At 49.8% G+C, this 25,676-nt stretch carries 23 protein-coding genes and 1 pseudogene; 12 read left to right on the plus strand and 12 right to left on the minus strand.

What is annotated here, in order from left to right; translation table 11 throughout:
* The 3 genes and pseudogenes from H2P46_RS23125 to H2P46_RS20185 all read right to left on the minus strand — a co-directional run.
* On the minus strand, positions 1-95 hold a 95-nt coding region (locus H2P46_RS23125), incomplete at its 3' end, for a hypothetical protein (protein WP_238939003.1).
* 25 nt (positions 96-120) lie between these two features.
* Positions 121-525, minus strand: a pseudogene (locus H2P46_RS20180) (aldo/keto reductase); the annotation flags it as partial.
* A 71-nt stretch (positions 526-596) separates the two neighbouring features.
* Positions 597-1,346 (minus strand): MipA/OmpV family protein, encoded by a 750-nt coding sequence (locus tag H2P46_RS20185; protein WP_193406610.1) that lies wholly within the window; start codon positions 1,344-1,346, stop codon positions 597-599.
* Between the two features lie 416 nt (positions 1,347-1,762).
* On the opposite strand from H2P46_RS20185, the gene yeaG reads away from it, so the two are divergent.
* From yeaG to H2P46_RS20215, 6 genes are all read left to right on the plus strand, one after another.
* Positions 1,763-3,697, plus strand: a complete 1,935-nt coding sequence (gene yeaG, locus H2P46_RS20190; protein ID WP_193406611.1) for a protein kinase YeaG — start codon at positions 1,763-1,765, stop codon at positions 3,695-3,697.
* 86 nt (positions 3,698-3,783) lie between these two features.
* Positions 3,784-5,061, plus strand: a complete 1,278-nt coding sequence (locus H2P46_RS20195) for a YeaH/YhbH family protein (protein ID WP_193406612.1) — start codon at positions 3,784-3,786, stop codon at positions 5,059-5,061.
* Between the two features lie 250 nt (positions 5,062-5,311).
* Positions 5,312-7,039, plus strand: a complete 1,728-nt coding sequence (locus tag H2P46_RS20200) for a potassium/proton antiporter (RefSeq protein ID WP_193406613.1) — start codon at positions 5,312-5,314, stop codon at positions 7,037-7,039.
* A 77-nt stretch (positions 7,040-7,116) separates the two neighbouring features.
* Positions 7,117-7,350 carry a DUF1480 family protein gene (locus H2P46_RS20205; RefSeq protein ID WP_193406614.1) on the plus strand — a complete coding sequence of 78 codons (234 nt, stop codon included), beginning with the start codon at positions 7,117-7,119 and terminating at the stop codon, positions 7,348-7,350.
* 380 nt (positions 7,351-7,730) lie between these two features.
* Complete coding sequence (wbaP, locus tag H2P46_RS20210; protein ID WP_193406615.1) at positions 7,731-9,197, plus strand: undecaprenyl-phosphate galactose phosphotransferase WbaP; 1,467 nt, start codon at positions 7,731-7,733, stop codon at positions 9,195-9,197.
* A gap of 127 nt (positions 9,198-9,324) precedes the next feature.
* Positions 9,325-10,518, plus strand: coding sequence for a multidrug effflux MFS transporter (locus H2P46_RS20215; protein ID WP_193406616.1), 1,194 nt, complete (start codon positions 9,325-9,327; stop codon positions 10,516-10,518).
* On the opposite strand, the gene dadX is transcribed toward H2P46_RS20215, so the two are convergent.
* Together dadX and H2P46_RS20225 are read right to left on the minus strand one after the other, a co-directional pair.
* Positions 10,511-11,581: a catabolic alanine racemase DadX gene (gene dadX, locus H2P46_RS20220; RefSeq protein WP_193406617.1), complete on the minus strand. Its 1,071-nt coding sequence runs from the start codon at positions 11,579-11,581 to the stop codon at positions 10,511-10,513. The genes H2P46_RS20215 and dadX overlap by 8 nt on opposite strands.
* A 19-nt stretch (positions 11,582-11,600) precedes the next feature.
* Complete coding sequence (locus tag H2P46_RS20225) at positions 11,601-12,902, minus strand: D-amino acid dehydrogenase (RefSeq protein ID WP_193406654.1); 1,302 nt, start codon at positions 12,900-12,902, stop codon at positions 11,601-11,603.
* Between the two features lie 508 nt (positions 12,903-13,410).
* Between H2P46_RS20225 and H2P46_RS20230 the strand changes: the two genes are divergently transcribed.
* Positions 13,411-14,946 carry a SpoVR family protein gene (locus H2P46_RS20230; protein ID WP_193406618.1) on the plus strand — a complete coding sequence of 512 codons (1,536 nt, stop codon included), beginning with the start codon at positions 13,411-13,413 and terminating at the stop codon, positions 14,944-14,946.
* A gap of 48 nt (positions 14,947-14,994) precedes the next feature.
* Here H2P46_RS20230 and fadR read toward each other — a convergent pair whose 3' ends face one another.
* Positions 14,995-15,714, minus strand: a complete 720-nt coding sequence (gene fadR / locus H2P46_RS20235; RefSeq protein ID WP_193406619.1) for a fatty acid metabolism transcriptional regulator FadR — start codon at positions 15,712-15,714, stop codon at positions 14,995-14,997.
* A gap of 212 nt (positions 15,715-15,926) precedes the next feature.
* Here fadR and nhaB point away from each other — a divergent pair, with 212 nt between their 5' ends.
* Together nhaB and dsbB are read left to right on the plus strand one after the other, a co-directional pair.
* Entirely contained in the window at positions 15,927-17,456 is a 1,530-nt protein-coding gene (gene nhaB / locus H2P46_RS20240) for a sodium/proton antiporter NhaB (protein WP_193406620.1), read from the plus strand.
* A gap of 120 nt (positions 17,457-17,576) precedes the next feature.
* Positions 17,577-18,107, plus strand: a complete 531-nt coding sequence (gene dsbB / locus H2P46_RS20245) for a disulfide bond formation protein DsbB (protein ID WP_193406621.1) — start codon at positions 17,577-17,579, stop codon at positions 18,105-18,107.
* A gap of 48 nt (positions 18,108-18,155) precedes the next feature.
* Here the strand turns inward: dsbB and H2P46_RS20250 are convergent, their stop codons facing one another.
* The 3 genes from H2P46_RS20250 to H2P46_RS20260 all read right to left on the minus strand — a co-directional run bounded on the left by H2P46_RS20250 (position 18,156) and on the right by H2P46_RS20260 (position 19,913).
* The gene (locus H2P46_RS20250; protein WP_193406622.1) at positions 18,156-18,602 is read right to left on the minus strand and encodes a YcgN family cysteine cluster protein; all 447 of its coding nucleotides are present in this window, start codon (positions 18,600-18,602) and stop codon (positions 18,156-18,158) included.
* A gap of 63 nt (positions 18,603-18,665) precedes the next feature.
* Positions 18,666-19,325 carry a fumarylacetoacetate hydrolase family protein gene (locus H2P46_RS20255; protein ID WP_193406623.1) on the minus strand — a complete coding sequence of 220 codons (660 nt, stop codon included), beginning with the start codon at positions 19,323-19,325 and terminating at the stop codon, positions 18,666-18,668.
* Positions 19,326-19,637: 312 nt separating this feature from the next.
* A complete protein-coding gene (locus H2P46_RS20260; protein ID WP_193406624.1) occupies positions 19,638-19,913 on the minus strand; it encodes a YcgL domain-containing protein in 276 nt (91 codons plus the stop codon).
* A gap of 154 nt (positions 19,914-20,067) precedes the next feature.
* Between H2P46_RS20260 and minC the strand changes: the two genes are divergently transcribed.
* Genes minC through minE form a run of 3 tightly spaced genes read left to right on the plus strand, consistent with a single transcriptional unit; the run spans position 20,068 to position 21,888 of the window.
* Positions 20,068-20,769: a septum site-determining protein MinC gene (minC, locus tag H2P46_RS20265; RefSeq protein ID WP_193406625.1), complete on the plus strand. Its 702-nt coding sequence runs from the start codon at positions 20,068-20,070 to the stop codon at positions 20,767-20,769.
* A 33-nt stretch (positions 20,770-20,802) separates the two neighbouring features.
* Positions 20,803-21,615: a septum site-determining protein MinD gene (gene minD / locus H2P46_RS20270; RefSeq protein WP_193406626.1), complete on the plus strand. Its 813-nt coding sequence runs from the start codon at positions 20,803-20,805 to the stop codon at positions 21,613-21,615.
* A 3-nt stretch (positions 21,616-21,618) separates the two neighbouring features.
* Positions 21,619-21,888, plus strand: a complete 270-nt coding sequence (minE, locus tag H2P46_RS20275; protein WP_193406627.1) for a cell division topological specificity factor MinE — start codon at positions 21,619-21,621, stop codon at positions 21,886-21,888.
* A gap of 53 nt (positions 21,889-21,941) precedes the next feature.
* Here the strand turns inward: minE and rnd are convergent, their stop codons facing one another.
* The 3 genes from rnd to H2P46_RS20290 all read right to left on the minus strand — a co-directional run bounded on the left by rnd (position 21,942) and on the right by H2P46_RS20290 (position 25,640).
* Positions 21,942-23,063, minus strand: coding sequence for a ribonuclease D (gene rnd, locus H2P46_RS20280; protein WP_193406655.1), 1,122 nt, complete (start codon positions 23,061-23,063; stop codon positions 21,942-21,944).
* Between the two features lie 103 nt (positions 23,064-23,166).
* On the minus strand, positions 23,167-24,843 hold the full coding sequence (fadD, locus tag H2P46_RS20285) for a long-chain-fatty-acid--CoA ligase FadD (RefSeq protein ID WP_193406628.1): 1,677 nt from the start codon (positions 24,841-24,843) through the stop codon (positions 23,167-23,169).
* Positions 24,844-25,046: 203 nt separating this feature from the next.
* Positions 25,047-25,640: a Slp/YeaY family lipoprotein gene (locus H2P46_RS20290; protein ID WP_193406629.1), complete on the minus strand. Its 594-nt coding sequence runs from the start codon at positions 25,638-25,640 to the stop codon at positions 25,047-25,049.
* Between the last annotated feature and the right edge of the window lie 36 nt (positions 25,641-25,676).

Genomic DNA, 25,676 nt, shown 5'->3' on the forward strand with positions numbered 1-25,676 from the left:
GCTTTGTTGTAGGTGGGCCAGTTGGTGATTTTGAACTTTTGCTTTGCCACGGAACGGTCTGTGTTGTCGGGAGGATGCGTGATCTGATCCTTCAACTCAGCAAAAGTTCGATTTATTCAACAAAGCCCCCTGCTGCTGTAGTGACTCCATCGCGCGGATCGTTTCTTCCAGCGGAATATTGCCGCGCCAGTGCAAGAGATAAAGATCAATGCGATCGGTTTGCAGACGGCTCAGGCTAAGCTCACAGGCTTCTGTCGCATCGTATTCACCTGCATTCCATGGATAAACTTTAGAGACCACCCAGGCGCTGTCGCGCCGCCCTTTCAGTGCCTGGCCAACGACTTCTTCCGCGCCGCCATCTGCATACATCTCGGCAGTGTCAATCAGCGTTAGCCCGCACTCCAGCCCCGCCTGAAGTGCGGCGACTTCCTGCTGCCGGTTGGCTGCATTTTCGCCCATATACCATGTGCCCTGCCCAATAGCCGGCAGGGTTTGTCCATTGGCGAACGTAACGGTTTTTTGCATTTTGCTCTCCCGCATCATCTCAGGGCACCACAACAGCGCAGAGAACATTAAATGCTCTCAATGGGTGCATATCAGAAGGTGTAACTGACTCCAGCCCAGAGTGTAGACTGGCCGCTTTTATCAATCATCGGGCTGTTTTTGATCTCGCTATCGAAACGCGTGTAACGCCCTACTACGCTGGCATTCCATTGCGGCGAAATTTGGTAACTGGCGCTGAGTTCTACATAAGGTGACCAGCTATCGTCCGGGTGATAACGATCAATACCCGTGCGTGCACTTTCATGCCCGGAGACGCCATAATAGTAGCGGTTTTGATTGGCGCTATTCCACATCGCCCCAATACCAGGCGTAAGCGAGAAATCGCCCATTTCAATGCGGTAAAGGTAGGTTAAATCCCAAATAATGCCATCGCTGTTATTTAGCAGATCGCCTAACAGCGCGGTACGAACAATGCCCCAGTCAGCGGTATGGCGATAGGTTGCCCCACCCATTAATGTCATATGCCGCTTATCCAGCCTTTTCATATCACCGGCGTCGTTGTCGTCCGGATCATACTGTTGCGGTGACCCTAACAGCGTTAATGAAAGCTGGTTTTGTGGGTCTTTCCATAAATAGTATCCTCCTTGCAAGCTACGGAACCAGAAGTTCTCCCCTTCGTAATTGATGACCGGAACCGGAAAATAGCGATCCTGACCACCACGATAAGGCGATTCAGCATAAATGACTGATGCGCCAAGGGATAAGGGCGCAGCATGCGCTATATTAACGAGTAAACAGCAAGGGAAAAGTGCAGTAAGGGCTTTAAGTTTGAATTGGTTCACAATTTATTCATTCCATAAATATAACAATCACCCGGTAGTCTAACGGCTTTTTTCCACGGGTTTAACCCTTACCTGAAGCAGCGTAGCAAGCGTCGGAGGCGAGATGAAATGTTAATTCTTCATTCTGCCCGCTACGTTTCAAATCAAAATAGCTTTGCAGATAAATAACTTTGTTATTGATATATCGCTACATAATCAATACACGCGGAGGAAATTTCTTAAATGCCTTCTACAGTTAGAAGTAAGACGAGACTTTTTGTACGAGCAGAGTAACCATAAGAAGTGTGTATCCCGATTAAAAAACGTCAGGTTGGCATAAGGGTTGCTGTACTCAATAGAGAATATTTTCCGGGAGCTGCATGAGCATCTAATTACGCTCCTTTACCTGTGCTAAAAACGAAAGGACGGGCATCGCTATGAATATATTCGATCACTATCGTCAGCGTTATGAAGCTGCCAAGGACGAAGAGTTCACACTGCAGGAATTTCTTGCTATCTGTAAACAAGATCGCAGTGCATACGCCAACGCTGCAGAGCGACTATTAATGGCTATCGGTGAGCCAGTAATGGTCGATACTGCCCAGGAGCCACGCCTTTCCAGAATATTCTCCAATCGTGTGATAGGACGCTACCCTGCGTTTGAAGAGTTCTACGGGATGGAGGAAGCGATTGAGCAGATCGTCTCCTATCTGAAACATGCCGCACAAGGGCTGGAAGAGAAGAAACAGATCCTCTATTTGTTAGGACCCGTCGGTGGCGGTAAATCTTCACTTGCCGAACGCCTGAAATCTTTAATGCAGCGTGTCCCTATCTACGTTTTGAGTGCGGATGGCGAGCGTAGCCCCGTCAATGACCACCCGCTTTGCCTGTTTAATCCGCAGGAGGACGCCAACATTCTTGAGAAAGAGTATGGCGTGCCGCGCCGCTATCTTGGCACCATTATGTCGCCCTGGGCTGCGAAGCGTTTGCATGATTTTGGTGGCGATATCACCCGTTTCAAAGTGGTTAAAGTCTGGCCTTCCATTCTGGAACAGCTGGCGATTGCCAAAACTGAGCCGGGCGATGAAAACAATCAGGATATTTCTGCGCTGGTAGGTAAAGTAGACATTCGTAAACTGGAAAATCACGCGCAAAACGATCCTGATGCTTACGGTTATTCCGGCGCGTTATGCCGGGCGAACCAGGGAATTATGGAATTCGTCGAGATGTTTAAAGCACCCATCAAGGTGCTGCACCCCCTGTTGACCGCGACGCAAGAAGGCAACTACAACGGGACAGAAGGCATCTCCGCCCTGCCGTTCAACGGTATTATTCTGGCGCACTCAAACGAATCAGAGTGGGTCACGTTCCGCAATAACAAGAATAATGAGGCGTTCCTTGACCGTGTTTACATCGTCAAAGTGCCTTACTGCCTGCGCGTGTCCGAAGAGATCAAAATCTACGAAAAACTGCTGGATCACAGTGAGCTGGCAACGTCACCTTGCGCACCAGGCACGCTGGAAACATTGGCTCGCTTCTCCATTCTGTCCCGTTTGAAAGATCCCGAGAACTCCAGCATTTATTCAAAAATGCGCGTTTATGACGGTGAGAGCCTGAAAGATACCGATCCAAAAGCGAAGTCCTGGCAGGAGTACCATGATTACGCGGGCGTTGATGAGGGGATGAACGGCCTTTCAACCCGCTTTGCCTTTAAGATTCTTTCGCGCGTATTTAACTTTGACCACGCTGAAGTGGCCGCCAACCCGGTACATCTGTTCTATGTCCTGGAACAGCAGATTGAACGTGAACAGTTTCCGCAAGATCAGGCAGAAAAGTATCTGGAGCACCTGAAAGGTTACCTGATTCCAAAATATGCTGAGTTCATTGGCAAAGAGATTCAGACCGCTTATCTGGAATCCTATTCCGAATACGGTCAGAACATCTTTGATCGCTATGTTACTTACGCGGATTTCTGGATTCAGGATCAGGAGTATCGCGATCCCGATACGGGCCAGTTATTTGATCGCGAATCACTTAACGCTGAGCTGGAGAAGATTGAGAAGCCAGCCGGGATCAGTAACCCGAAAGACTTCCGTAACGAGATTGTGAACTTTGTCCTGCGTGCACGCGCGCATAATAATGGCCGCAATCCAAACTGGACCAGCTACGAGAAGCTTCGTACCGTGATCGAGAAGAAAATGTTCTCCAATACGGAAGAACTGCTGCCTGTGATCTCGTTCAATACCAAAACTTCGACGGATGAACAGAAAAAACATGATGATTTTGTCGATCGCATGATGGAAAAAGGCTATACCCGCAAGCAGGTCCGTCTGCTGTGTGAATGGTATCTGCGTGTGCGCAAATCGTCCTAATCAAAGCCGGTAAGCACGCGGTGCGGAGCACCGTCATCAAGGTCGGGCATGCCCGACCTGCTTACACTGTAGTTTGGGGGAACAAAATGGCCTATTTCATCGATCGCCGACTGAACGGCAAAAACAAGAGCGCGGTCAACCGCCAGCGTTTCTTGCGCCGCTATAAGTCACAAATCAAGCAGTCGATATCCGAGGCCATCAACAAGCGCTCGGTGACAGACATTGAAAGTGGCGAATCCGTTTCAATTCCTAATGACGATATTAACGAACCGATTTTCCATCAGGGACGCGGCGGTAACCGCCACCGCGTTCATCCCGGCAATGATCATTTTGTACAAAACGATCGCATTGAACGACCGCAAGGCGGGGGCGGCGGTAGCGGTAGCGGCCAGGGCAATGCCAGTCAGGATGGCGAAGGCCAGGACGAATTCGTTTTTCAAATCTCAAAAGATGAATACCTTGATCTACTGTTTGAAGATTTGGCCCTGCCTAACCTGCGTAAAAATCAGCATCGTCAGTTAAATGAATATAAAACCCACCGCGCCGGCTTCACCTCCAACGGTGTGCCAGCCAATATCAGCGTGGTGCGTTCACTGCAAAATTCATTGGCGCGCCGTACAGCGATGACCGCCGGTAAACGTCGTATGTTGCATGAACTGGAAGACTCCCTGATAGCGATGGAAAAAGCGGAACCGGCGCAACTTCTCGAAGAGGAACGGCTCCGTAAAGAGATCGCTGAATTGCGGGCGCGTATTGATCGCGTTCCGTTTATCGATACCTTTGATTTACGCTACAAAAATTTTGAGAAACGTCCTGAGCCTTCCAGCCAGGCCGTAATGTTTTGCCTGATGGACGTGTCTGGCTCAATGGACCAGGCGACTAAGGATATGGCAAAACGTTTCTACATTTTGCTTTATCTGTTCCTGAGTCGAACCTACAAGAATGTAGATGTGGTGTACATTCGCCACCACACCCAGGCTAAAGAAGTTGATGAGCAAGAGTTTTTTTACTCACAGGAAACAGGCGGCACCATCGTTTCCAGTGCCCTCAAGCTGATGAGTGAGGTAGTAGAAGAGCGGTATGACCCGGCACAATGGAACATTTACGTCGCGCAAGCCTCGGATGGCGATAACTGGGCAGATGATTCGCCGCTATGCCATGAGATTTTAGCGAAACATATTCTGCCGGTGGTGCGCTATTACAGCTACATCGAAATAACGCGCCGGGCGCATCAAACGCTGTGGCGTGAGTATGAACACTTACAAACAGCCTTCGATAATTTTGCTATTCAGCATATTCGCGAGCCAGAGGATATTTATCCGGTGTTCCGTGAATTGTTTCACAAACAGGCGGTAGAAGCCTGATGCCACCAGCCGGTCCCTGACCGGCTTCTTTATTTATCCGCCGAATAACCTGTTAAAATAACCCTTTTTCCACCTCTGGCTTGCCAACCCCTTCATTCTTCACGTTAATATCGTTCGGCCAGGGTATTAACTTTTGCTGTAACACGTATATTGTCGATGACAACTCATTGATAAAACATTATCTTTCACAGATAGCATGGAATATTGCCACATTCGCTCATACCGTCCTTATTATCGCAGGAGACCGGGTTTGAACCACAATATTGTTTATAGTCTGTTTATCATTGGTTCTGTGCTGGTTGCATCAAGCATTTTACTCAGTTCATTCTCTTCGCGTTTAGGCATTCCAATTCTGGTTATCTTCCTCGCCCTGGGCATGTTGACAGGTGTTGATGGCATCGGTGGCATTGCCTTTGATAACTACCCGGCGGCGTATCTCATTTCAAACCTGGCGCTGGCGATCATTTTGCTGGATGGCGGGATGCGGACCAAGGCCAGCTCATTCAGAGTCGCGCTCGGTCCTGCGCTTTCGTTAGCCACAGTTGGCGTAATGATTACAGCCGGTTTAACGGGGCTGATTGCGGCATGGTTATTTAAGCTGGATATGATGCAGGGCTTTCTGATTGGCGCGATCATTGGTTCTACCGATGCGGCGGCGGTGTTTTCATTACTGGGCGACAAAGGACTTAACGAACGCGTCAGCTCAACGCTGGAAATTGAGTCAGGCAGTAACGACCCGATGGCGGTATTTCTGACTATCACGCTAATTGAAATGATCCAGCAGGGGCGAACCGGTCTCGACTGGATGTTCGTGGTGCATTTAGTGCAGCAATTTGGTTTAGGTATCGCGCTGGGCCTTGGCGGCGGCTGGGCGCTGCAACAGTTAATAAACCGCATTAATCTGGCCAGTGGTTTGTATCCTTTACTGGCCTTAAGCGGCGGTATTTTAGTTTTTGCGCTGACTACGATGCTGGAAGGTAGCGGCATCCTGGCAGTTTATCTTTGCGGCTTTCTGCTGGGTAACAGCCCTATCCGCAACCGCCACGGTATCTTACAAACCTTCGACGGTATGGCCTGGTTAAGCCAGATCGGTATGTTTATCGTGCTCGGCTTGCTGGTGACCCCTTCCGATCTCTGGCATATCGCCGTTCCTGCCATGATCCTGTCGCTGTGGCTGATTCTGGTGGCCCGCCCTTTGTCTGTCTTTATTGGCCTGCTGCCGTTTCGCAATTTCACCGGGCGCGAACGCATCTTCATCAGTTGGGTGGGGTTACGCGGTGCGGTGCCAATCATTCTGGCGGTGTTCCCAATGATGGCTGGATTAGAGAATGCCTCGCTCTACTTTAATATTGCCTTCTTTGTCGTGCTGGTCTCATTAATGCTGCAAGGTACAACGTTAGGCTTTGCAGCGAAGAAAGCCAGGGTAGTGGTACCGCCAACGGCGTCACCCATCAGCCGTATTGGCCTGGATATTCATCCGGAAAACCCCTGGGAACAGTTTGTTTACCAGCTTAGCGCAGACAAATGGTGCGTTGGTGCAGCCTTGCGTGACTTGCAGATGCCGCGTGAGACGCGTATCGCCGCGTTATTCCGCGATAACGTGCTGATGCAACCTAATGGTGGCACCCGGCTAAAGGAAAACGATGTAATTTGCGTGATCGGCCGTGAACGCGATCTGCCCGCGCTAGGTAAGATGTTCAGTCAGTCGCCGCCGGTTTCCCTGGATCAACGCTTCTTCGGCGACTTCATCCTCGACGCTGACGCACGTTTGCGTGATATTGCCCAAATATATGGCCTTGAGCTGGATGAAGAAACTAACGATCAGCAATCACTGGGACAGTTAATGCTAAGTATGCTTGGCGGCACGCCGGTAGTTGGCGACCATATTGAATGGAATCAGTTAACCTGGACCGTGGCGGAAAAAGAGGACAACCGCATTAGCAGAGTCGGGGTTCGTCCGGCAGAAGACAAGGATTAATCTTAAACAAACCGCCTCGTAATTCGGCGTAAACCCACTAAGCTAAATATTCAACCCAGAACAAACGGGAGAAATAAATGGGACACGTCGTTAAAATTGGCCGTTACGAGATTATTGATGCCGAACTCGACAGCGAAAAACTGGAAACCGTCAGCATTCCTTGTCAGACCAATCCCGGCCTGAGTTATCAGCTTGACGGCTGGGACGTTGAGACCAGTGTTCCTGCATGGATTGATGGTAATCCTGTGGATCTGGAAATAGCGCATTACGATAAAGAAGGCGATCGCTGGATATTAAAGAAACCGGCCTGATTTCGGAATATTTACCGCCAGACTTTTTATTTGGCGGTAATTCTGAAAATGCATCTTAAATTTATTGGTTATAACCGGCAGAAAAATTTTTTATCCTTTACTTTCAAAAGATTACAGCGATAAAACTTAAACGCTTTTTTTCTTTTTCAGAATTGTTCCGTATTAACTCTGTCAAATAACTCCTGCATACTCTTAAACATTGCTGCAGTTTTTCGTGATGGTCATCACGCCTTTTGCCGTCACGCGTATCGCAGCGCAAATGGCGCTATTGACTGTAATTCACTGAAAAAGCTTTTTTTAAAATTTTTCAGTAGCCACTCCTGAGCGCGTACTTGATTCTGGTCAGGCCATCTTTTACTTAAGAAAAGAGAGCAGGTTTTATGGCAAGTACATTAGTAATGAATGATGCGAGCCGCTCATGGAGCGGAACGCGTAAAAATATTATCGTAAAGCTCGCCCTGAGTTTTTCCGATCTGATTGCATTAAATTTGGCGCTGTTTTTATCCGCCGCAACAATCCAGGGGATTTGGGGAGAGCTGGATTCATTTATTCCACCGCATCAAATCGAATACCGTTTTATTGCACAGTTTATTATGTCAGTTATGTGTACTGGCTGGTTCTGGGTTCGGTTGCGCCATTACACTTATCGCAAACCGTTCTGGTTCGAACTGAAAGAGATAATAAAAACCCTGTTTGTCTTTTCTTTATTTGATCTTGCTCTGATAGCTTTTTCTAAATGGGATTTTTCACGCATGGTTTGGGTGTTCAGCTGGACTTACGCCCTGATACTTCTGCCACTGATGCGTGCATTGGTAAAACGCGCCATCAACAAAGCCGGGCAATGGCAAAAAGAGACCATCATTATTGGCTCAGGCAAAAATGCCACCGAAGCTTATGCCGCCTTGCAGAGCGAAGAAATTCTTGGCTATAACGTGCAGGCATTTATTTCAATTGATGACGAGCCACAGCAGAAAAGCGTCAATGACGTTCCGGTCATTACCTGCAAAGATATTAACTGGCAAACCATTGACCGTGACAATATTCAGTTCATCGTGGCGATGGAGTATGAGCAGCAACCGATGCGCGACCAATGGCTGAAGTTTCTCTCTAAAATGAACTGTCGTTCGGTCTCGGTTATTCCTACGTTACGCGGTGTGCCGCTGTACGGCACCGACATGTCGTTTATCTTTAGCCATGAAGTGATGATTTTGCGGGTTAGCAACAACCTGGCCAAACACTCATCACGCTTCCTGAAGCGTGCCTTCGATATAGTGGTTGCCTCTATGCTGCTGGTATTCCTGGCTCCTGTTTTCGCGCTGTTGTGCTCAATGGTGAAACGCGATGGCGGTAACGCGATTTATGGTCATGAACGTATCGGACAGGATGGAAAAAAATTCAAGTGCCTGAAGTTCCGCTCTATGGTCACCAACTCGAAAGAGGTGCTGGAAAATTTACTCGCCACCAGTGAAGAAGCGCGTGCTGAATGGGATAAAGATTTCAAGCTGAAAAACGACCCGCGCATTACCCGTATCGGGAGTTTCCTGCGTAAAACCAGCCTGGATGAGCTACCGCAGTTATGGAACGTAATCCGTGGTGAAATGAGTCTTGTCGGGCCGCGCCCGGTTATTGAAGCTGAACTGGAGCGTTACGCGGGTGATGTTGATTATTACCTGATGGCGAAACCCGGTATGACCGGCTTATGGCAGGTGAGCGGTCGTAACGACATTGATTACGATACGCGCGTCTATTTTGACTCATGGTACGTTAAAAACTGGGCGTTATGGACAGATGTTGCCATCCTGTTCAAAACCGCTGGCGTCGTTATTCGCCGTGACGGGGCTTATTAATAGAATCGCTAAGATGCCTGTTTTGCACAGGCATCGTATTTTATACGCGAGTTCCCCTTCCCTTTTGCTCGTTGAGTTATTACCCTCTCCGCCTCGTTTTTAACAGAACGCTTACCCTCTGGTTACTATGCAAAAATTTACGTTATTGTTATTAAGCCTGGTGCTACTGGCACCTTTAGGCATTGATCTGTACCTGCCCACCTTGCCGCAAATTGCTGAGGGTTTACATACACCCGTCAGCCTGATCCAGACCACCATACCGCTGTTTCTGCTGGTAATGGGGCTAGGTCAGTTGATTACAGGCCCTTTGGTTGACAACTATGGCCGCAAGCCCATTGCGCTGATCGGCCTGGCGCTTTATATCATCGGCAGTGCGATTGCCGCGACGTCAACCTCATGGCCGCTGTTTTTGATTGCACGCGTGGTGCAAGGCTGCGCAGTGTGTTGTAGCGCCGTGGTGGCTTTCAGTGGCGTGCGCGATCGCCTCAGCGGTGATGACGCTGCACGTGCTTATGGCTTTCTGAACGGCGCATTGAATATTGTTCCGGCGCTGGCACCGCTGCTGGGCGGCCTGCTCGCTAGCGCATTTGGCTGGCGTGCGCCCTTTTGGTTCTTGTGTGGATACGCGGCGCTGATCATGCTGTTAGTGATTATCGGCTTGCCCGAAACACGCCCGGCCAATACATTGCGCGTCAAAGGTTTGCCTATCGCGCAATACGCTGAAATTCTACGTCAGCCACGTTTTCTGGCTTTTGCCTTTGCTAACGCGGGCGCGCTCGGTATGGTGTTGACCTATGTTTCGCTGGCACCGCAAGTATTGATGACCGAAGGTGGGTTATCTCCCTTGCAGTTCTCTTTCGCGTTTGGCGCTAACGGCTTTTGGATTATGCTGGTTAGCGTGTTTGTGAATAAAACTATTCGCAAAGCTGGCCGTCCGTTTTGTCTGGCGATGGGGTTTATCACCATGCTACTTGGCGCGCTGCTGTTAATGGCGGGCATGTACCTGCTTCCCGCTTCGATAAAAAACCATTGGGCGCTGTATATGCTGCCGGTGGCGGTTTCAGTTGCCGGTTTAGCCTTTACCGTTGGCCCTGCCACCAGCTACGCTCTGGAGCCGTATCAGCAACAGGCTGGCGTTGCGTCGGCACTGCAAGGGTTTATTCAGATGGCGGGAGGCGCCGCGGGCAGCCTGTTAATTGTTGTCCTGCCGATAGCCGAGAAGCTGTCGCTGGCGTGGATGATGTTGTTAGGTGCAGCGCTGGCGCTGATTGCCTGGCGCTGCAGTAACAATGTGCGTGGTACGCTGACCTCGCTTAAATAATGTCTACCGGAACGCGGGGCGCCAGAGCACACATCAGCTCATAACCCACCGTTCCGGCTGCTTTCGCGACCTGATCAATTTTTACCTGATCGCCCCACAGCTCTACTTTTGAACCGATCCCCGCCTGTGGACAAGGGGTTAAATCGACGGTAATCATATCCATCGAAACGGCACCAACCACCGTTGTCATGATGCCATCGACACAAACAGGGGTGCCGGTTGGTGCATGACGAGGATAGCCATCCGCGTAGCCACACGCCACAACGCCGATGCGCTGGGCCTGTTGAGCATGATAACGGTAGCCGTAGCCCACGCCGTCGCCCGGATTCAATTGCTGTACGCCAATGATTTCACTGTTCAGGGTCATCACTGGCTGTAAGCCACTGCTGGCGACATCCTGCCAGTCTCCACTCGGTGAAGCGCCATACAGCACAATACCGGGACGCACCCAGTCAAAATGCGCTTCAGGGTGCCATAACGTACAGGCAGAATTAGACAGCGAACGTGGGCAGTTAAGCCCTTCAGCGGCACGTTCAATACGCTGCAGCGGGTCAATTAAGCCTTCAGGGTTTTCAGCGTCCGCGAAATGCGCCATCAGCGTCATGTCACCCACATTATTTAATGTACGCAATTTTTGCCAGGCACCGTTAATCTGCTCAGGACGAAAGCCAAGCCGGTTCATTCCGCTGTTTACTTTTACATATATATCAACGGGTGCGGACAGGTTTGCTGTTGCCAGCGCTTTAATCTGCCAGTTGCTATGCACGCTGGTGGTTAAGCGATAACGATCGATTAACGGCAAATCATCTTCATGAAAAAAGCCTTCCAGCAACAGGATCGGTTTATTCCAGCCCTGCTCACGCAGCAAAATGGCTTCTTCGAGATTAAGTAGCGCAAAGCCATCGGTTTCCGCCAGACTCTGCCAGACGCGCATAATGCCGTGGCCATAAGCATTCGCTTTCACTACCGACCAGATGCGCGAATGTGAAGCAGCCTGACGAACGATCGCCAGATTATGCCGCAGCGCCTGTTGATTGACGGTAGCGGCAATAGGACGTGACATATCTCTTCTCCCTGAAGGCTTAACGTGTGGCGTTGGCGTTACGCAGCGGTGATGTCCGCGCGTTGAATCCGGGCAAATAGCGGAATACCGATAAATCATCCGCTGCAATCGCCGGTTTCTTGCCAGAAATAAGATCCGCCAACAGTTGACCAGAACCACAGGCCATCGTCCATCCCAGTGTGCCGTGTCCGGTATTGAGATAAAGATTGGTAAGCGGCGTGGCACCTACGATCGGCGTACCATCTGGCGTCATCGGGCGTAAACCGGTCCAGAAGCTGGCCTGTTCAACATCACCGCCTTCAGGATAAAGATCGCTGACCACCCTCTCCAGCGTTTCACGCCGCGCATTTAACAGTTTGGTGTTAAAACCAACAATTTCCGCCATGCCGCCCACGCGGATACGATCGTCGAAACGCGTCACCGCAACTTTATACGTTTCATCCAGCACGGTTGATACCGGCGCGGCATCAGGGTTTTTAATCGGAATAGTGAGTGAATAGCCTTTAAGCGGATAGACCGGAATATCGACGATATTTTTCAGTAAGGCGGTCGAATAAGAGCCAAACGCGACAACGTAGCTGTCAGCTTTGATCACTTCCTCACCACATTTAATGCCGTAAATGCGATTTCCCTCGCGCAGCAAATGATCGACTGAAGTATTAAAGCGAAACACTACGCCTGCTTCTTCAGCCATTCGGGCCAGACGCTGGGTAAACAGCTGACAATCGCCGGTTTCATCATTCGGCAGGCGCAACCCGCCAGTAAGCTTATGCTGCGTGGTAGCCAGCGCGGGTTCCACCCTGACCAGTTCGTGGGCCTGTAGTAATTCATAAGGCACGCCAGCTTCACGCAATACGTCTATATCTTTGCTGGCGTTATCAAATTGCTGTTGAGTACGAAACAGCTGTAAAGTGCCGCCCTGGCGTCCTTCATAGGCGATACCGGTTTCGGCACGCAGCGCTTTTAAACAATCGCGACTGTATTCAGCAATACGCACCATACGGCTTTTATTCTGCTGATAGTGGTTCATATCGCAGTTACGCAGCATGTTCCACATCCACTCCAGCTGGAAACGACTACCATCCAGACGGATCGCCAGCGGCGCGTGACGCTGGAACATCCATTTTACCGCTTTGAGGGGCACGCCCGGCGCCGCCCACGGTGCGGCATAGCCAGGGGAAATCTGACCGGCATTGCCTGCACTGGTTTCCATTGCTGCCGCAGGCTGGCGATCGATAACCGTTACCTGATGCCCCGCCCGGACCAGATACCAGGCGCTTGCTACACCCACAACGCCACTCCCCAGAATCACTACGTGCATATATCCCCCGCCGCAATATGTAAAAGCATAATCCACTAACCCTAAGCTGATATTCAGCGCAATGGTTTTGTGGGATTCCACCGCTAATTAATACAACTATTTCACATCTTTTTTATCAAACTGGTAACTAAAAACTTGCCAGGCAATGAAAATTAGAGAGTTATGCGCCTTTTAAAATAAAATCAGGGATTAATGACGAGACATCCAGTTAATTCATCTTTTATCAGGAGATTAAGCCAGTCCCATACAATACGCTTATAAACGATATTAAATAATTCGTAATATTTAAAATAAAGAACATAAAACTATTAAAACCCAGCGTATTGCTATTCAGATGATTTTCTTCCAAATAAATTCGTTTGAGTTCCGGTTTCGGATAGGCGACAGTGAACTATCATTGAAATGTTCGCTTAGTGTTTTGGGTTTTCTTTCTCAGGATGAAGCCTTAAATAACCGAAACAGGCTACCCGGCCGGGTAAGCCAGTTTGCTAAAACAGAGAGGTGCGCTATGACGACTATCTTTGACGATCCCATTAAGGACAGCAAACGACTCAGTGATGGACCAGACTGGACATTCGACCTGCTTGATGTTTATCTCGCTGAGATTGACCGCGTGGCTAAACTCTACCGGCTCGATACCTATCCGCATCAGATCGAAGTGATCACTTCCGAGCAAATGATGGACGCCTATTCCAGCGTCGGTATGCCCATTAATTACGCGCACTGGTCATTCGGCAAAAAATTCATCGAAACCGAACAGCGCTATAAACACGGTCAGCAGGGGTTAGCGTATGAAATTGTGATCAATTCCAATCCCTGTATCGCTTACCTGATGGAAGAGAACACCATGACGATGCAGGCGTTGGTGATGGCGCATGCCTGTTACGGCCATAACTCTTTCTTCAAAAATAACTACTTATTCCGTAGCTGGACCGATGCCAGCTCGATTGTCGATTACCTGCTGTTCGCTAAAAACTATATTACTGACTGCGAAGAGCGCTATGGCGTGGAAGAAGTTGAGCGTCTACTCGACTCCTGTCATGCATTGATGAATTACGGTGTTGACCGTTATAAACGCCCGCAAAAAATCTCTTTGCAGGAGGAGAAGGCCCGGCAGCAAAGCCGCGAAGAGTATCTGCAAAGCCAGGTTAATACGCTCTGGCGTACCCTGCCGCGTCGTGAGAAAGAAACGGTGCAGGTCGAAGCGACGCGCTATCCTTCTGAACCCCAGGAAAATCTGCTCTATTTCATGGAAAAAAATGCGCCACTGCTGGAGTCCTGGCAGCGCGAAATCCTGCGTATTGTGCGTAAGGTCAGCCAGTATTTCTATCCACAAAAGCAGACGCAGGTGATGAATGAAGGCTGGGCGACCTTCTGGCATTACACTATCCTCAACCATCTTTATGATGAAGGAAAAGTGTCAGAACGCTTTATGATGGAGTTCCTGCACAGCCATACCAATGTCGTTTTCCAGCCGCCCTATAACAGCCCCTGGTACAACGGTATTAATCCTTATGCGCTGGGCTTTGCCATGTTCCAGGACATCAAGCGTATTTGCCAGTCGCCAACGGAGGAGGATCGTTACTGGTTCCCGGATATTGCCGGTTCTGACTGGCTGGAAACGCTGCATTTTGCGATGAGAGAATTCAAAGACGAGAGTTTTATCAGCCAGTTTTTATCGCCAAAAATTATGCGTGATTTCCGTCTGTTTACCGTGCTGGACGACGATCGCAATAATTATCTGGAGATCGCGGCAATTCATGATGAAGCGGGTTATCGCGCTATCCGCCAACAGCTTTCTGCGCAATACAACCTGAGTAATCTCGAACCTAATATTCAGGTTTATAACGTGGATTTACGTGGCGATCGCTCGCTCACGCTGCGTTATGTGCCGCAGAGCCGTACACCGCTGGATAAGAGCCGCCGTGAGGTGCTCAAACATGTGCATCGCTTATGGGGATTCGATGTGATTCTGGAACAGCAGAATGAAGATGGCAGCGTGGAGTTGCTGGATCGTAATCCTTCACGCGGTAGCCCGCTTTAAACGTTCTGCCCATAAAAAAACCGGACAGGACGTCCGGTTTTTTTATACTTAGCGCTTGCTGCCTAAATCGTCTGGCATACTTTTCTGCATATTGTGCCAGATTTCACCGCTGCGTCGTCCGTACTCGCGCACGGTACTAACAATTTCATCCTGAGCGGGCTGGCCTTCGCACAGCGTTAATAATTTCTGATAGAAATCTCGTGCGGTTTGACGTGCTTCTGGATTAGAGAAGTAATGCCGGCCCACGCGCGTATATAACCCTTTTAAGCCGTTAAGGATCAATCCATAAATCGGATTACCAGAGGCAAAAGCCAGGCCGCGGAATACGCGATAGTCCAGCTCGGTATAGGCTTCTGCCTGATCATCCGTATTAGCCACGGTTTCTAAAACAATACGTGCTTTATCAGGATAATGACGCAATGCGCGGCTGATAAAGATAGACGAGATATTAGTACGCACCGACAGCAAATTATCGATTAACACCGGCACGCTGTCATGATCAAGACGTGCCAGCGTTTCAAGAATATTGAGACCTGACGTTTCCCAAAAATCATTGACGCGAGTCGGTTTACCATGCTGGATTGTTAACCAGCCATCACGCGCCAGACGCTGTAAAACTTCGCGCAATGTAGTGCGCGTAACTCCAATTAATTCAGAAAGCTCACGTTCAGCAGGCAGAATTGACCCTGGCGGAAAGCGGCTATTCCAGATGCTTTCAATAATATACTCTTCAGCAAATCCCGCTGGGCTCTGAGCCTTGATGACCATAGCAGTTTGTTCTCGTTGCTTTCTTTATTGTGATGGGCACTCATCATACCAGACGCCCTATAGCGGATATAGCCTGGAAACTATTAAAAGCGCGCGCTGACGCAAAATCCGACCGCTTTGTTGCATGGCGTTTGACAACGTTTGCACCTTATCCTGCTGAAGATTATCCTTTGCGGCACAAACGCATCCACAACAACAGGATATTTCAGCGGATGGATATAACTTACGCCCAGGCATTTAAAAGGAATTTCCTCGGTCAGTCGCCGGATTGGTATAAAGCATTGATGATTGGCTTTTTGATCCTCAATCCCCTGATGTATTTTTTTGTCAGCCCCTTCGCTGCCGGCTGGCTTTTAGTGATCGAATTTATTTTTACTTTAGGTATGGCGCTTAAATGCCACCCGTTATTACCGGGCGGCTTGCTGGCAGTTGAAGCCATTTTTACTGGCATGGCAAGTGCTGAGCAGGTTAAGGCTGAGTTAGCCAATAATCTGGAGGTCTTACTGTTATTAATCTTTATGGTGGCGGGCATCTTCTTTATGAAGCAGCTGCTGCTGTTTGTTTTCACCCGATTACTGCTGACGCTACGCTCGAAAGTACTGCTGGGCCTGACATTCTGCCTGGTGGCGGGCTTTCTTTCTGCTTTCCTCGATGCGCTAACCGTTTTGGCGGTAGTCATCAGCGTGGCGATAAGTTTCTATGAGATTTATCACCGTGTGGCCTCCGACGCTAAATTCCAGGGACACACCATAGCCCAACGCGAAACGCTGGATCAGTTTCGTGCCTTCTTACGTAGCCTGATGATGCAGGCGGGCGTCGGGACGGCACTGGGCGGCGTAATGACCATGGTCGGTGAGCCGCAAAATCTGATTATTGCTCACGCTGCTGGCTGGGATTTCGTGCAGGTCTTTTTTCGCATGGCACCCGTTACCGTTCCCGTGCTGCTATGTGGTATAGCAACCAGTATCTTTGTCGAGCGCTTTCGCCTTTTTGGTTACGGTGTCACTTTGCCTGATGCTGTGCGCCAGCTTTTAGTTGACAGCGATCGCGAAGCAGCCGAACAACGTACCCGTCAGGATACGCTGAAATTGTTAATCCAGGCTGCAATCGGCATTTGGTTAATTGTCGCGCTGGCTTTTCATCTGGCTGAGGTCGGTTTAATCGGTTTGTCTGTCATCATTCTTGCGACCTCGCTGTGCGGTATCACTGATGAGCACACGCTGGGTCAGGCGTTTACTGAAGCGCTGCCTTTTACCGCGCTGCTGGCAGTGTTTTTTGCCGTTGTGGCGGTGATCGTTGAACAACATCTTTTTAGCCCGCTGATTACTTTTGTCCTCAATGCTGAACCTGGCACGCAGCTTAACTGGTTCTATGTGTTTAACGGCTTGCTTTCTTCCATATCCGATAATGTGTTTGTTGGATCGGTTTATATCAACGAAGCGAAACACGCACTGAAAAGTGGGGCCATCGATTTGCGTCAGTTTGAGCTGTTAGCTGTTGCGACAAATACCGGTACCAATTTACCTTCAGTGGCCACACCAAACGGCCAGGCGGCCTTTTTGTTCCTGCTGACGTCTGCTTTAGCGCCGCTGATTCGCCTCTCGTATGGACGGATGGTGTGGATGGCGTTGCCCTTTACCCTGGTGTTATCGGTTGTGGGTTTCCTCTGCATTCAGTATTTGCTGGTCCCTCTTACCGACAGCATGATAAGCGCAGGCTGGGTTTACTCACCCCACTTTTAATCCCGGCTAATCTGGATCAATTTTACGTCATGTTTGTATACGATTTTAAACGAAACCGGGCTGGCACAGACCTCCTTTTGGTTTACACTGCGGGACATTAACTTTTACAGGGAAGACAATATGTTGCGATATTTGAATCAAAGCTCCCGGGGTCGCGGAGCCTGGTTATTGCTGGCCCTGACGGCACTGGGGCTTGAAGTGGCGGCGTTGGGGTTCCAGCATATTATGGGCTTAGCACCCTGCGTCATGTGTATTTATGAGCGTTGTGCATTATTCGGCATAATGGGCGCGGGGATCGTGGGTGCCATCGCCCCTAAATCACCGTTACGTTTTGTCGCCCTTCTGATTTGGTTGTACAGCGCGTGGGAAGGTTTACGGCTTTCGTGGGCACACACCATGATTCAGTTGCACCCCAATCCTTTCGCAACCTGCGATTTTGCTGCACGCTTTCCAGACTGGTTGCCGTTGAGCAAGTGGCTGCCTTCGGTATTTGTCGCCAGCGGCGATTGCGCAGAACGCAGCTGGTCTTTTCTGACGCTGAGCATGCCTCAATGGATGATAGTGATATTCGCAGCCTATTTGCTGGTTGCGGTATTCGTGCTGGTTGCGCAACCTTTCAAAGCCCGGCGTCGCGATCTGTTTAGCCACTAACAGAATAAAGGCTGCCATTGGCAGCCTTTATATCTGATGAGATGGTATCTAGCCGTTGCGATCGGGCCGATCAATGATGTGATCCTCCCAGTCGCGCACTTCACTTTCCCGTACCGCGATATATCGCACCGAAATACGCTGGGCATGCATCTCTTTTTTCGATCCTGCACGCAGCGGATGCCAGGCGGGTAACGTTTTGCCTTCGCCCAGTAAACGATAGGCGCAGGTACGCGGGAGCCAGTTAAACGTGGTGAGATTTTCACGCGTCAGCTTGATGCAATCCTCTTCCAGTTCAAAACGTCGATCATAGTGACGACACTGGCAGGTTTTTATGTTCAGCTGATTACAGGCAACATTGGTGAAATAGATTTCATCAGTATCGGCGTCCTGCAGCTTGTTCAGACAGCACTGACCACAACCATCACATAAGGATTCCCATTCCTCATCGCTCATTTGTGCCAGGCGCTTACGTTGCCAGAAAGGGGTGTCAGTCATGATCAGTGTCCTGCTTTAAATCAAACCGCACCTTATAAAGCCTCCGGTGCGGCGATGCAAGTTTTACAATACCCGGGTGCTGATACCGTGACCCGCCAATGTCACTTCCAACTTATCGCCGGAACGCATTGGGCCGACACCTTCCGGCGTACCCGTTAGCACAACATCACCCGCGCGCAGGGTAAAATACTGGCTCATATGAGCAATCAGCGGCAGGATTTTATGGATCATGTCCGAAGTATTCCCCTGCTGTCGCACTTCACCATTGATCACCAGCTTCAGCTCAATATTTTGCGGATCGCCACTGAATTCGGCTACCGGGATAAAACCTGACAACGGGCAGGCATTATCAAAACCCTTGGATTTTTCCCAGGGCTGACCGGCTTTTTTTAATCCAGCCTGCAGGTCACGCAGCGTGAGATCCAACGCTACACCATAGCCCGCAATCGCTTTAGCAACATGTTCTTCGCTTGCCTGCCTGAGCGTGGAGCCAACCAGCACCGCCAGTTCGATTTCATGATGTACTTCGCCAAAGGCACTGGGAATAGACAGCGGCTGGCGTAAATCGCACAGCGCCGTTTCCGGCTTGATAAATACCACCGGCTCGGCTGGCGTTGCACTGCCCATTTCCTTAATGTGTTTTGCATAGTTGCTGCCGACGCAAACCACTTTGTTGGCCGGATAATCCAACAGAGCGCCTTGCCAGTTACGATGCTGATACATGCTAATCCCCTGCTTTTTTAGTTGTGATGCCAGCAATGCTGGCGGGTTGATGTTTGCTCAGGCATTGGTCGCAAAGCCAGCCCTGTTGGCAAATAATAAGATGGATTTACCGATCAGGTATGCTGAAATTGTCAAAAAGCGTGAATTTACCGGCGAGTATGGCGAATAGTTGCGCAGAAAAGGGGCTATCAGTGGCTAAAAATAGTGCGAATAACGGCGTGAAATTTCCGCCGTTAATATTGAATAGCTGAAATGAATATAATTATGCAAAAAATAAGCATGCGAATAATTATATTTACAGATGAATCTGAATTAAACTTTTTTATCTGCTACAAGATGAAGGTTTAACAGGTTTTCGACCGGTGGTGGAAGCTGTAAATAAAACCCCTGTTCGCTTAACCCTTGCTTAACTTTATTGATGTCTGCATTAGCCAGTTTTTCGCGACCTTCCAGCGTTAGTACCATTGCCAGCCGGGGCTTACCAAAGCCTTTCAGCAGCGCGTCAGGCACCTTTGAAAAATCGTCTTTTTTTTCAACATACAGATAAGTCTGGTCACGTAGCGGGCTTCTGTAGATCACACAAAACATATTTTTTACTCGAATTAACCGGGAATGAGGCTTGTCTGAATATAGCTGTAACGATAACATGCTTGCAGAACTTCGAATATTCACCGTTTTCGCAAATTGACAATTTTATCGTCACTTAGCAAACGGTAGTGAAAACAGGACTGAGTCGGGACAGATGTCGCAAACGCCAATCGAATTTAAAGGTAGCAGTTTCACCCTGTCTGTCGTTCATCTGCATCACCACGATTCAGAGGTGATTCGCAAGGCTCTTCAGGACAAGATTGACCAGGCTCCAGATTTCCTGAAAAACGCCCCGGTGGTGTTGAATGTTGCGGCGCTAAATGGCGAGGTAAACTGGAAACAGTTGCAACAGGCGGTGCTGGCGACAGGTTTGCGCATTGTCGGCGTGAGCGGTTGTAAAGATGAAGCGCTAAAGCGCATGATTTCCCGCGCCGGATTACCGGTCCTGGCAGAAGGTAAAGAGGGGAAAAAGCGTAGCGAATCTGCAGAGCCAGAAGCGAAGTCGCTTATTGCCGAGCCGGTAGCGGTCAAGACCCGCATTATTAATACGCCGGTGCGTTCGGGTCAGCAAATCTATGCACGCAATGCCGATCTCATTGTCACCAGCAGCGTCAGCGCGGGGGCTGAACTGGTTGCCGACGGCAACATCCATATTTACGGCATGATGCGGGGTCGTGCGCTGGCGGGTGCCAGTGGCGATCGCGATTGTCAGGTTTTTTGTACCCACCTGGCCGCAGAACTGGTCTCGATTGCTGGCGAATACTGGATTATGGATCAGATCCCGCAAGAATTTTTTGGTAAAGCGGCGCGTCTTAGTCTGCAAGATGGCGCCCTCACAATCCAGACACTTAATTAGGCCCCTTTTCTTTCGTTAAGGAAATCATCATTTATGGCACGCATTATTGTAGTTACATCCGGTAAAGGGGGCGTTGGTAAAACCACGTCAAGCGCGGCCATCGCCACCGGTTTAGCGCAGAAGGGCAAAAAAACGGTTGTTATCGATTTCGATATTGGTCTGCGAAATCTTGATCTGATTATGGGCTGTGAACGCCGCGTAGTGTATGACTTTGTTAACGTCATCCAGGGCGACGCCACGCTGAATCAGGCATTGATTCGGGACAAACGTACCGAGCAACTTTATATTCTGCCCGCTTCACAAACGCGCGATAAAGATGCGTTGACACGTGAAGGTGTGGAAAAGGTTCTGAACGACTTAACCGCGATGGAATTTGATTTCGTCGTCTGTGATTCGCCGGCAGGTATTGAAACGGGAGCGTTAATGGCGCTTTATTTTGCCGATGAAGCGATCATTACCACCAACCCGGAAGTCTCTTCCGTGCGTGACTCCGATCGTATCCTTGGCATTATTTCTTCGAAATCTCGCCGTGCTGAAAACAGTCAGGAGCCGGTAAAAGAACACCTGCTACTGACCCGTTACAATCCTGGCCGCGTCAGTCGTGGCGACATGCTGAGCATGGAAGATGTGCTGGAAATCCTGCGCATTCCGCTGGTGGGTGTCATTCCTGAAGATCAATCTGTTCTGCGCGCCTCTAACCAGGGCGAGCCCGTGATCCTCGACAGCGAATCTGACGCTGGCAAAGCCTATGCCGATACCGTTGAACGGTTACTCGGTGAAGTACGCCCCTTCCGCTTTATTGAAGAAGAGAAGAAGGGTTTCCTGAAACGCCTGTTCGGGGGATAAACCATGGCATTACTTGATTTCTTTTTATCCCGGAAGAAGAACACTGCCAATATAGCCAAGGAAAGGCTGCAAATTATCGTGGCAGAACGCAGAAGGGGCGACAGTGAGCCCCACTATCTTCCGCAACTTAAGCGCGATATTCTGGAAGTGATTTGCAAATATGTGAAGATCGATCTAGAAATGGTAACGGTACAACTCGATCAGAAAGGGGATGACATCTCGATTCTGGAGCTGAACGTCACGTTACCGGAAACGGAAGAAGTGACTAAATGACGCCAACCGTTTCCTGAATTTCCCCTGCGCTGTTGCAGGGGAACTTTTAGGGATTACACCTCAGATAAAATGCTGTCGATCCCCGGTTTCAAAACCTCGCCTCGCCATCCCGTTAACAGTTCGGGGGCGCGATGCTGTGGCTTCAATCCCCAGTGTTGACTCAACACCTGATTAATTTGTCGACGAGATGCTAACAGTTCCTGGCTAAATCCGGTTTGCTCACTCACCTGTTGCACCAACGCTTTTATGGCCTTAAAGACCTGCTTATACTGCGGCTGATCGATAAGATTACCCAGCGGCTGTGGTAACCCCCCTTCATCCACTGCCTGCGCCTCCGCAACCAGTGCAATCAGCCTCTTACCATGAAAACGAATTTCATGGCCGGACAAACCCAGCTGATCCAGTTCGCCTAACGAACCCGGCATAAACCGCGCCACCTTCCACAGGTTCTCTTCGCGCACCACGAAATTCACGGCCATGTCTTTTTCACGCGCGGTTTTCAGACGCCATGCAGCCAGACGTTGTAGGGCCGCCAGCTGGCGTGGTCGCAGTTGCCATGCATTCGTTATATCGCGCCAGGCTTCTTCTGGTGCCAGCGTATCGAGTCGGCGCTGGCAGAGATTTTCACATTCGCTGAGCGCGGCAGCCATGTTTCCGGCTTCGGCGGTCAGCGTCATTAGCTGATGAGCGATGGGCAACAGATAATGCACATCCGCGGCGGCATAGGTGCATTGCCGTTCAGTCAGAGGACGCGCCAGCCAGTCGGTACGGGCTTCGCTCTTATCCAGTTCAACCTGCGTGAAGTGCGCCACCATTGACGCAAAACCCCACGACAGTGGCTGCCCCGAAAAAGCGGCAAGTATTTGCGTATCAATCATTGGCTGTGGCAAGACACCAAAACGATGCAGGAATACTTCAAGATCTTCGCCACCCGCATGCAGAAATTTGATAACCCTGGTGTCGGTGAGCAAATCGATAAAGGCAGACCAGTCACTGATTTTCAGAGGATCGATCAGGATCAGCTGCTCGCCGTCAAACAGCTGAATCAGGCCCAGTTGTGGGTAATAGGTGCGCGTGCGGACAAACTCAGTATCAAGTGCCACAGCGGCGTACTGGCGCGCTTTTTGGCATACTTCAGCCAGTTGATCATCCTGGTCAATCAGGGAATAGTTCACGTTCATTTTTTCACCGCAGCAAACAACGCGCGATGCTCCATGTTAAAAGCAATAAAAACGCCGGACATCATCGCCGGCGTTCAACCTGTAATCTTGTCGAGGCTTAACTGATGCTGGGTTTGGCCTCATCGCGCAGCTCGCGGCGTAGGATTTTGCCAACATTCGTCTTAGGCAACTCTTCACGAAACTCAATAATTTTGGGTACCTTGTAGCCGGTTAGCTGGCGACGACAGTGATCAAGTAGTTCTTCTTTGGTTAAGGAGGGATCCTTTTTCACCACACAGACTTTCACTGCTTCCCCGGATAAATCACTGGGTACACCAATTGCCGCAGCTTCACGCACTTTGGGATGCTGCATCAGTACGTCTTCAATTTCGTTAGGGTAAACGTTAAAACCGGAGACCAGGATCATATCTTTTTTACGATCGACAATGCGGATAAATCCTTCCTGGTCAACGGTAACAATATCACCGCTGCGGAGCCAGCCATTTTTAAGCACTTCGTCGGTGGCTTCAGGATGCCGCCAGTAACCAGACATCACCTGCGGCCCACGAATGCACAGTTCACCCGGCTCTCCCGGCGGGACGTCATTGCCCGCATCATCAATTACCCGCACATCCGTTGAAGGCACCGGCAGTCCAATGCTGCCGGTATGGCAGCTAATATCATAAGGATTCACCGAAACCAGCGGTGAACACTCCGTCAGACCATAACCTTCCAGTAAATAATGGCCGGTAAGTTTCTCCCAGCGTTCGGCCACCGCTTTCTGAACCGCCATGCCGCCGCCCGCAGACAGACGCAGCGTTGAGAAATCGAGTTTGTTGAAGTTGGCATCGTTTAACAGCGCATTAAATAACGTATTGACGCCAGTAATGGCGGTGAAAGGGAATTTAGCCATTTCTTTCACGAAGCCGGGAATATCGCGAGGATTAGTGATTAGCAAGTTTTGGCCGCCCTGTTCAAGGAACAGCAGGCCATTCACAGTCAGGGCGAAGATATGATAAAGCGGCAGCGCGGTTACCACACACTCTTCGCCATCGCGCAGGACTTTACCGTAGGTCGCGCGGGTCTGTTCAAGATTAGCCTGCATATTACGATGCGTCAGCATCGCGCCCTTCGCTACGCCGGTGGTGCCGCCGGTATATTGCAGGAAGGCAATATCATCATTGCTCACCTCGGGACGCTGATAACCCAGCTTAGCGCCCTGCCGCAATACATGACGAAAAGCGCGCGCGCCCGGTAGATGGTAGTCAGGAACCAGGCGCTTAATATATTTAACGACAAGGTTCACCAAGGCGGCTTTTACGGGGGCCAGTTGATCCCCCATACGCGTCAGAATAATGTGTTTAACCGCCGTCTCCGCCACCACTTTTTCCAGCGTATGAGCAAAGTTAGATACGATTACGATAGCGCTGGCTCCGCTATCGTTGAGCTGATGTTTAAGCTCCCGCGGGGTATAAAGTGGATTCACATTAACCACCACCATGCCCGCTCGCAGCACACCAAACAGTGCCACCGGATATTGCAGCAGATTTGGCATCATAAGCGCAACACGGTCGCCGGGCCTGAGGTGCAACGCCTTTTGTAAATAGGCAGCAAACGCACGACTTTTTTGTTCCAGCTGGCGATAGGTCATCTTTTGACCCATATTCCAAAAGGCGGGTTGTTCGGCGTAACGCTTTGCCGCTTGCTCAAACAGATCAACTAATGAGGTATAACGATCTGCACTAATTTCAGCAGGTACATCTGCCGGGTAGCGTTTTAGCCAAACCTTATTCAAGGACTCACCCCGATAATCATATTGTATCTCCATCGCCGCCTCGCCATCTGGTTTGTTAACAATATTTTAACTGATTGTACCAGTTTGCGTATTTTGGCTTTTAGAGGTTGCGAAGTTCATCACTAAATTTCGTGCCGGTAAAAAAGCACAATAAAAAAGCCCGGTTGCGTGCGCCGCGACCGGGCTAACTCGTTAACCAAACCCTATTCTGTCAGAATGGTTTCCACCTGCGCAGGACCACTGTTGTACATGCCCCAGTAAGGGTTCGGCCCCCAGTAGCCGGGGCGATGACGCGTTGGCCCGTACCAAATCCACGGATCAATAAGTTGCGGTGGCGATGTTACCTGTTTAACCAGATGCCAGCGCTGATAACCACGCACATCAATAACCACAAACTTATATTTGGCCTGGCCGATCATTCCCGCTTCGGTGCCTTTAATCGTGCCTAAAACGGTAACGAATTGATTGTTTATGTCAACCGGATCGACGAAGCCATGAATATCGGCGTAGATGCGCCCAACAGATGCGGCGCCAGGTCGTGGCCGCGCACCGTCATCCAGCGGCTGGGTTGCCACCTCAAGACGGGTTTTGCCATTTAAATTAGTGACATTCACTACTTTACCGCCAAAACGCGCCTCCTGACCGGTGTAGATGGCCGGATTGTTCATTACGCGTAGCAAATCTTGCTGCGGCAGCGCCGAACTTCCTTTAATACTGTCCGGTACTGAAACACAACCACTCAAAATCAATGTACAGGTCAGTAATAAACCTGACAGGCTTTTACGACAAATTGACATAGGCGATCTCCAGATAATATTTGATTAGACTGGACG

It is taken from the genome of Mixta mediterraneensis, from assembly GCF_014946725.1.
Lineage (GTDB): Bacteria > Pseudomonadota > Gammaproteobacteria > Enterobacterales > Enterobacteriaceae > Pantoea > Pantoea mediterraneensis.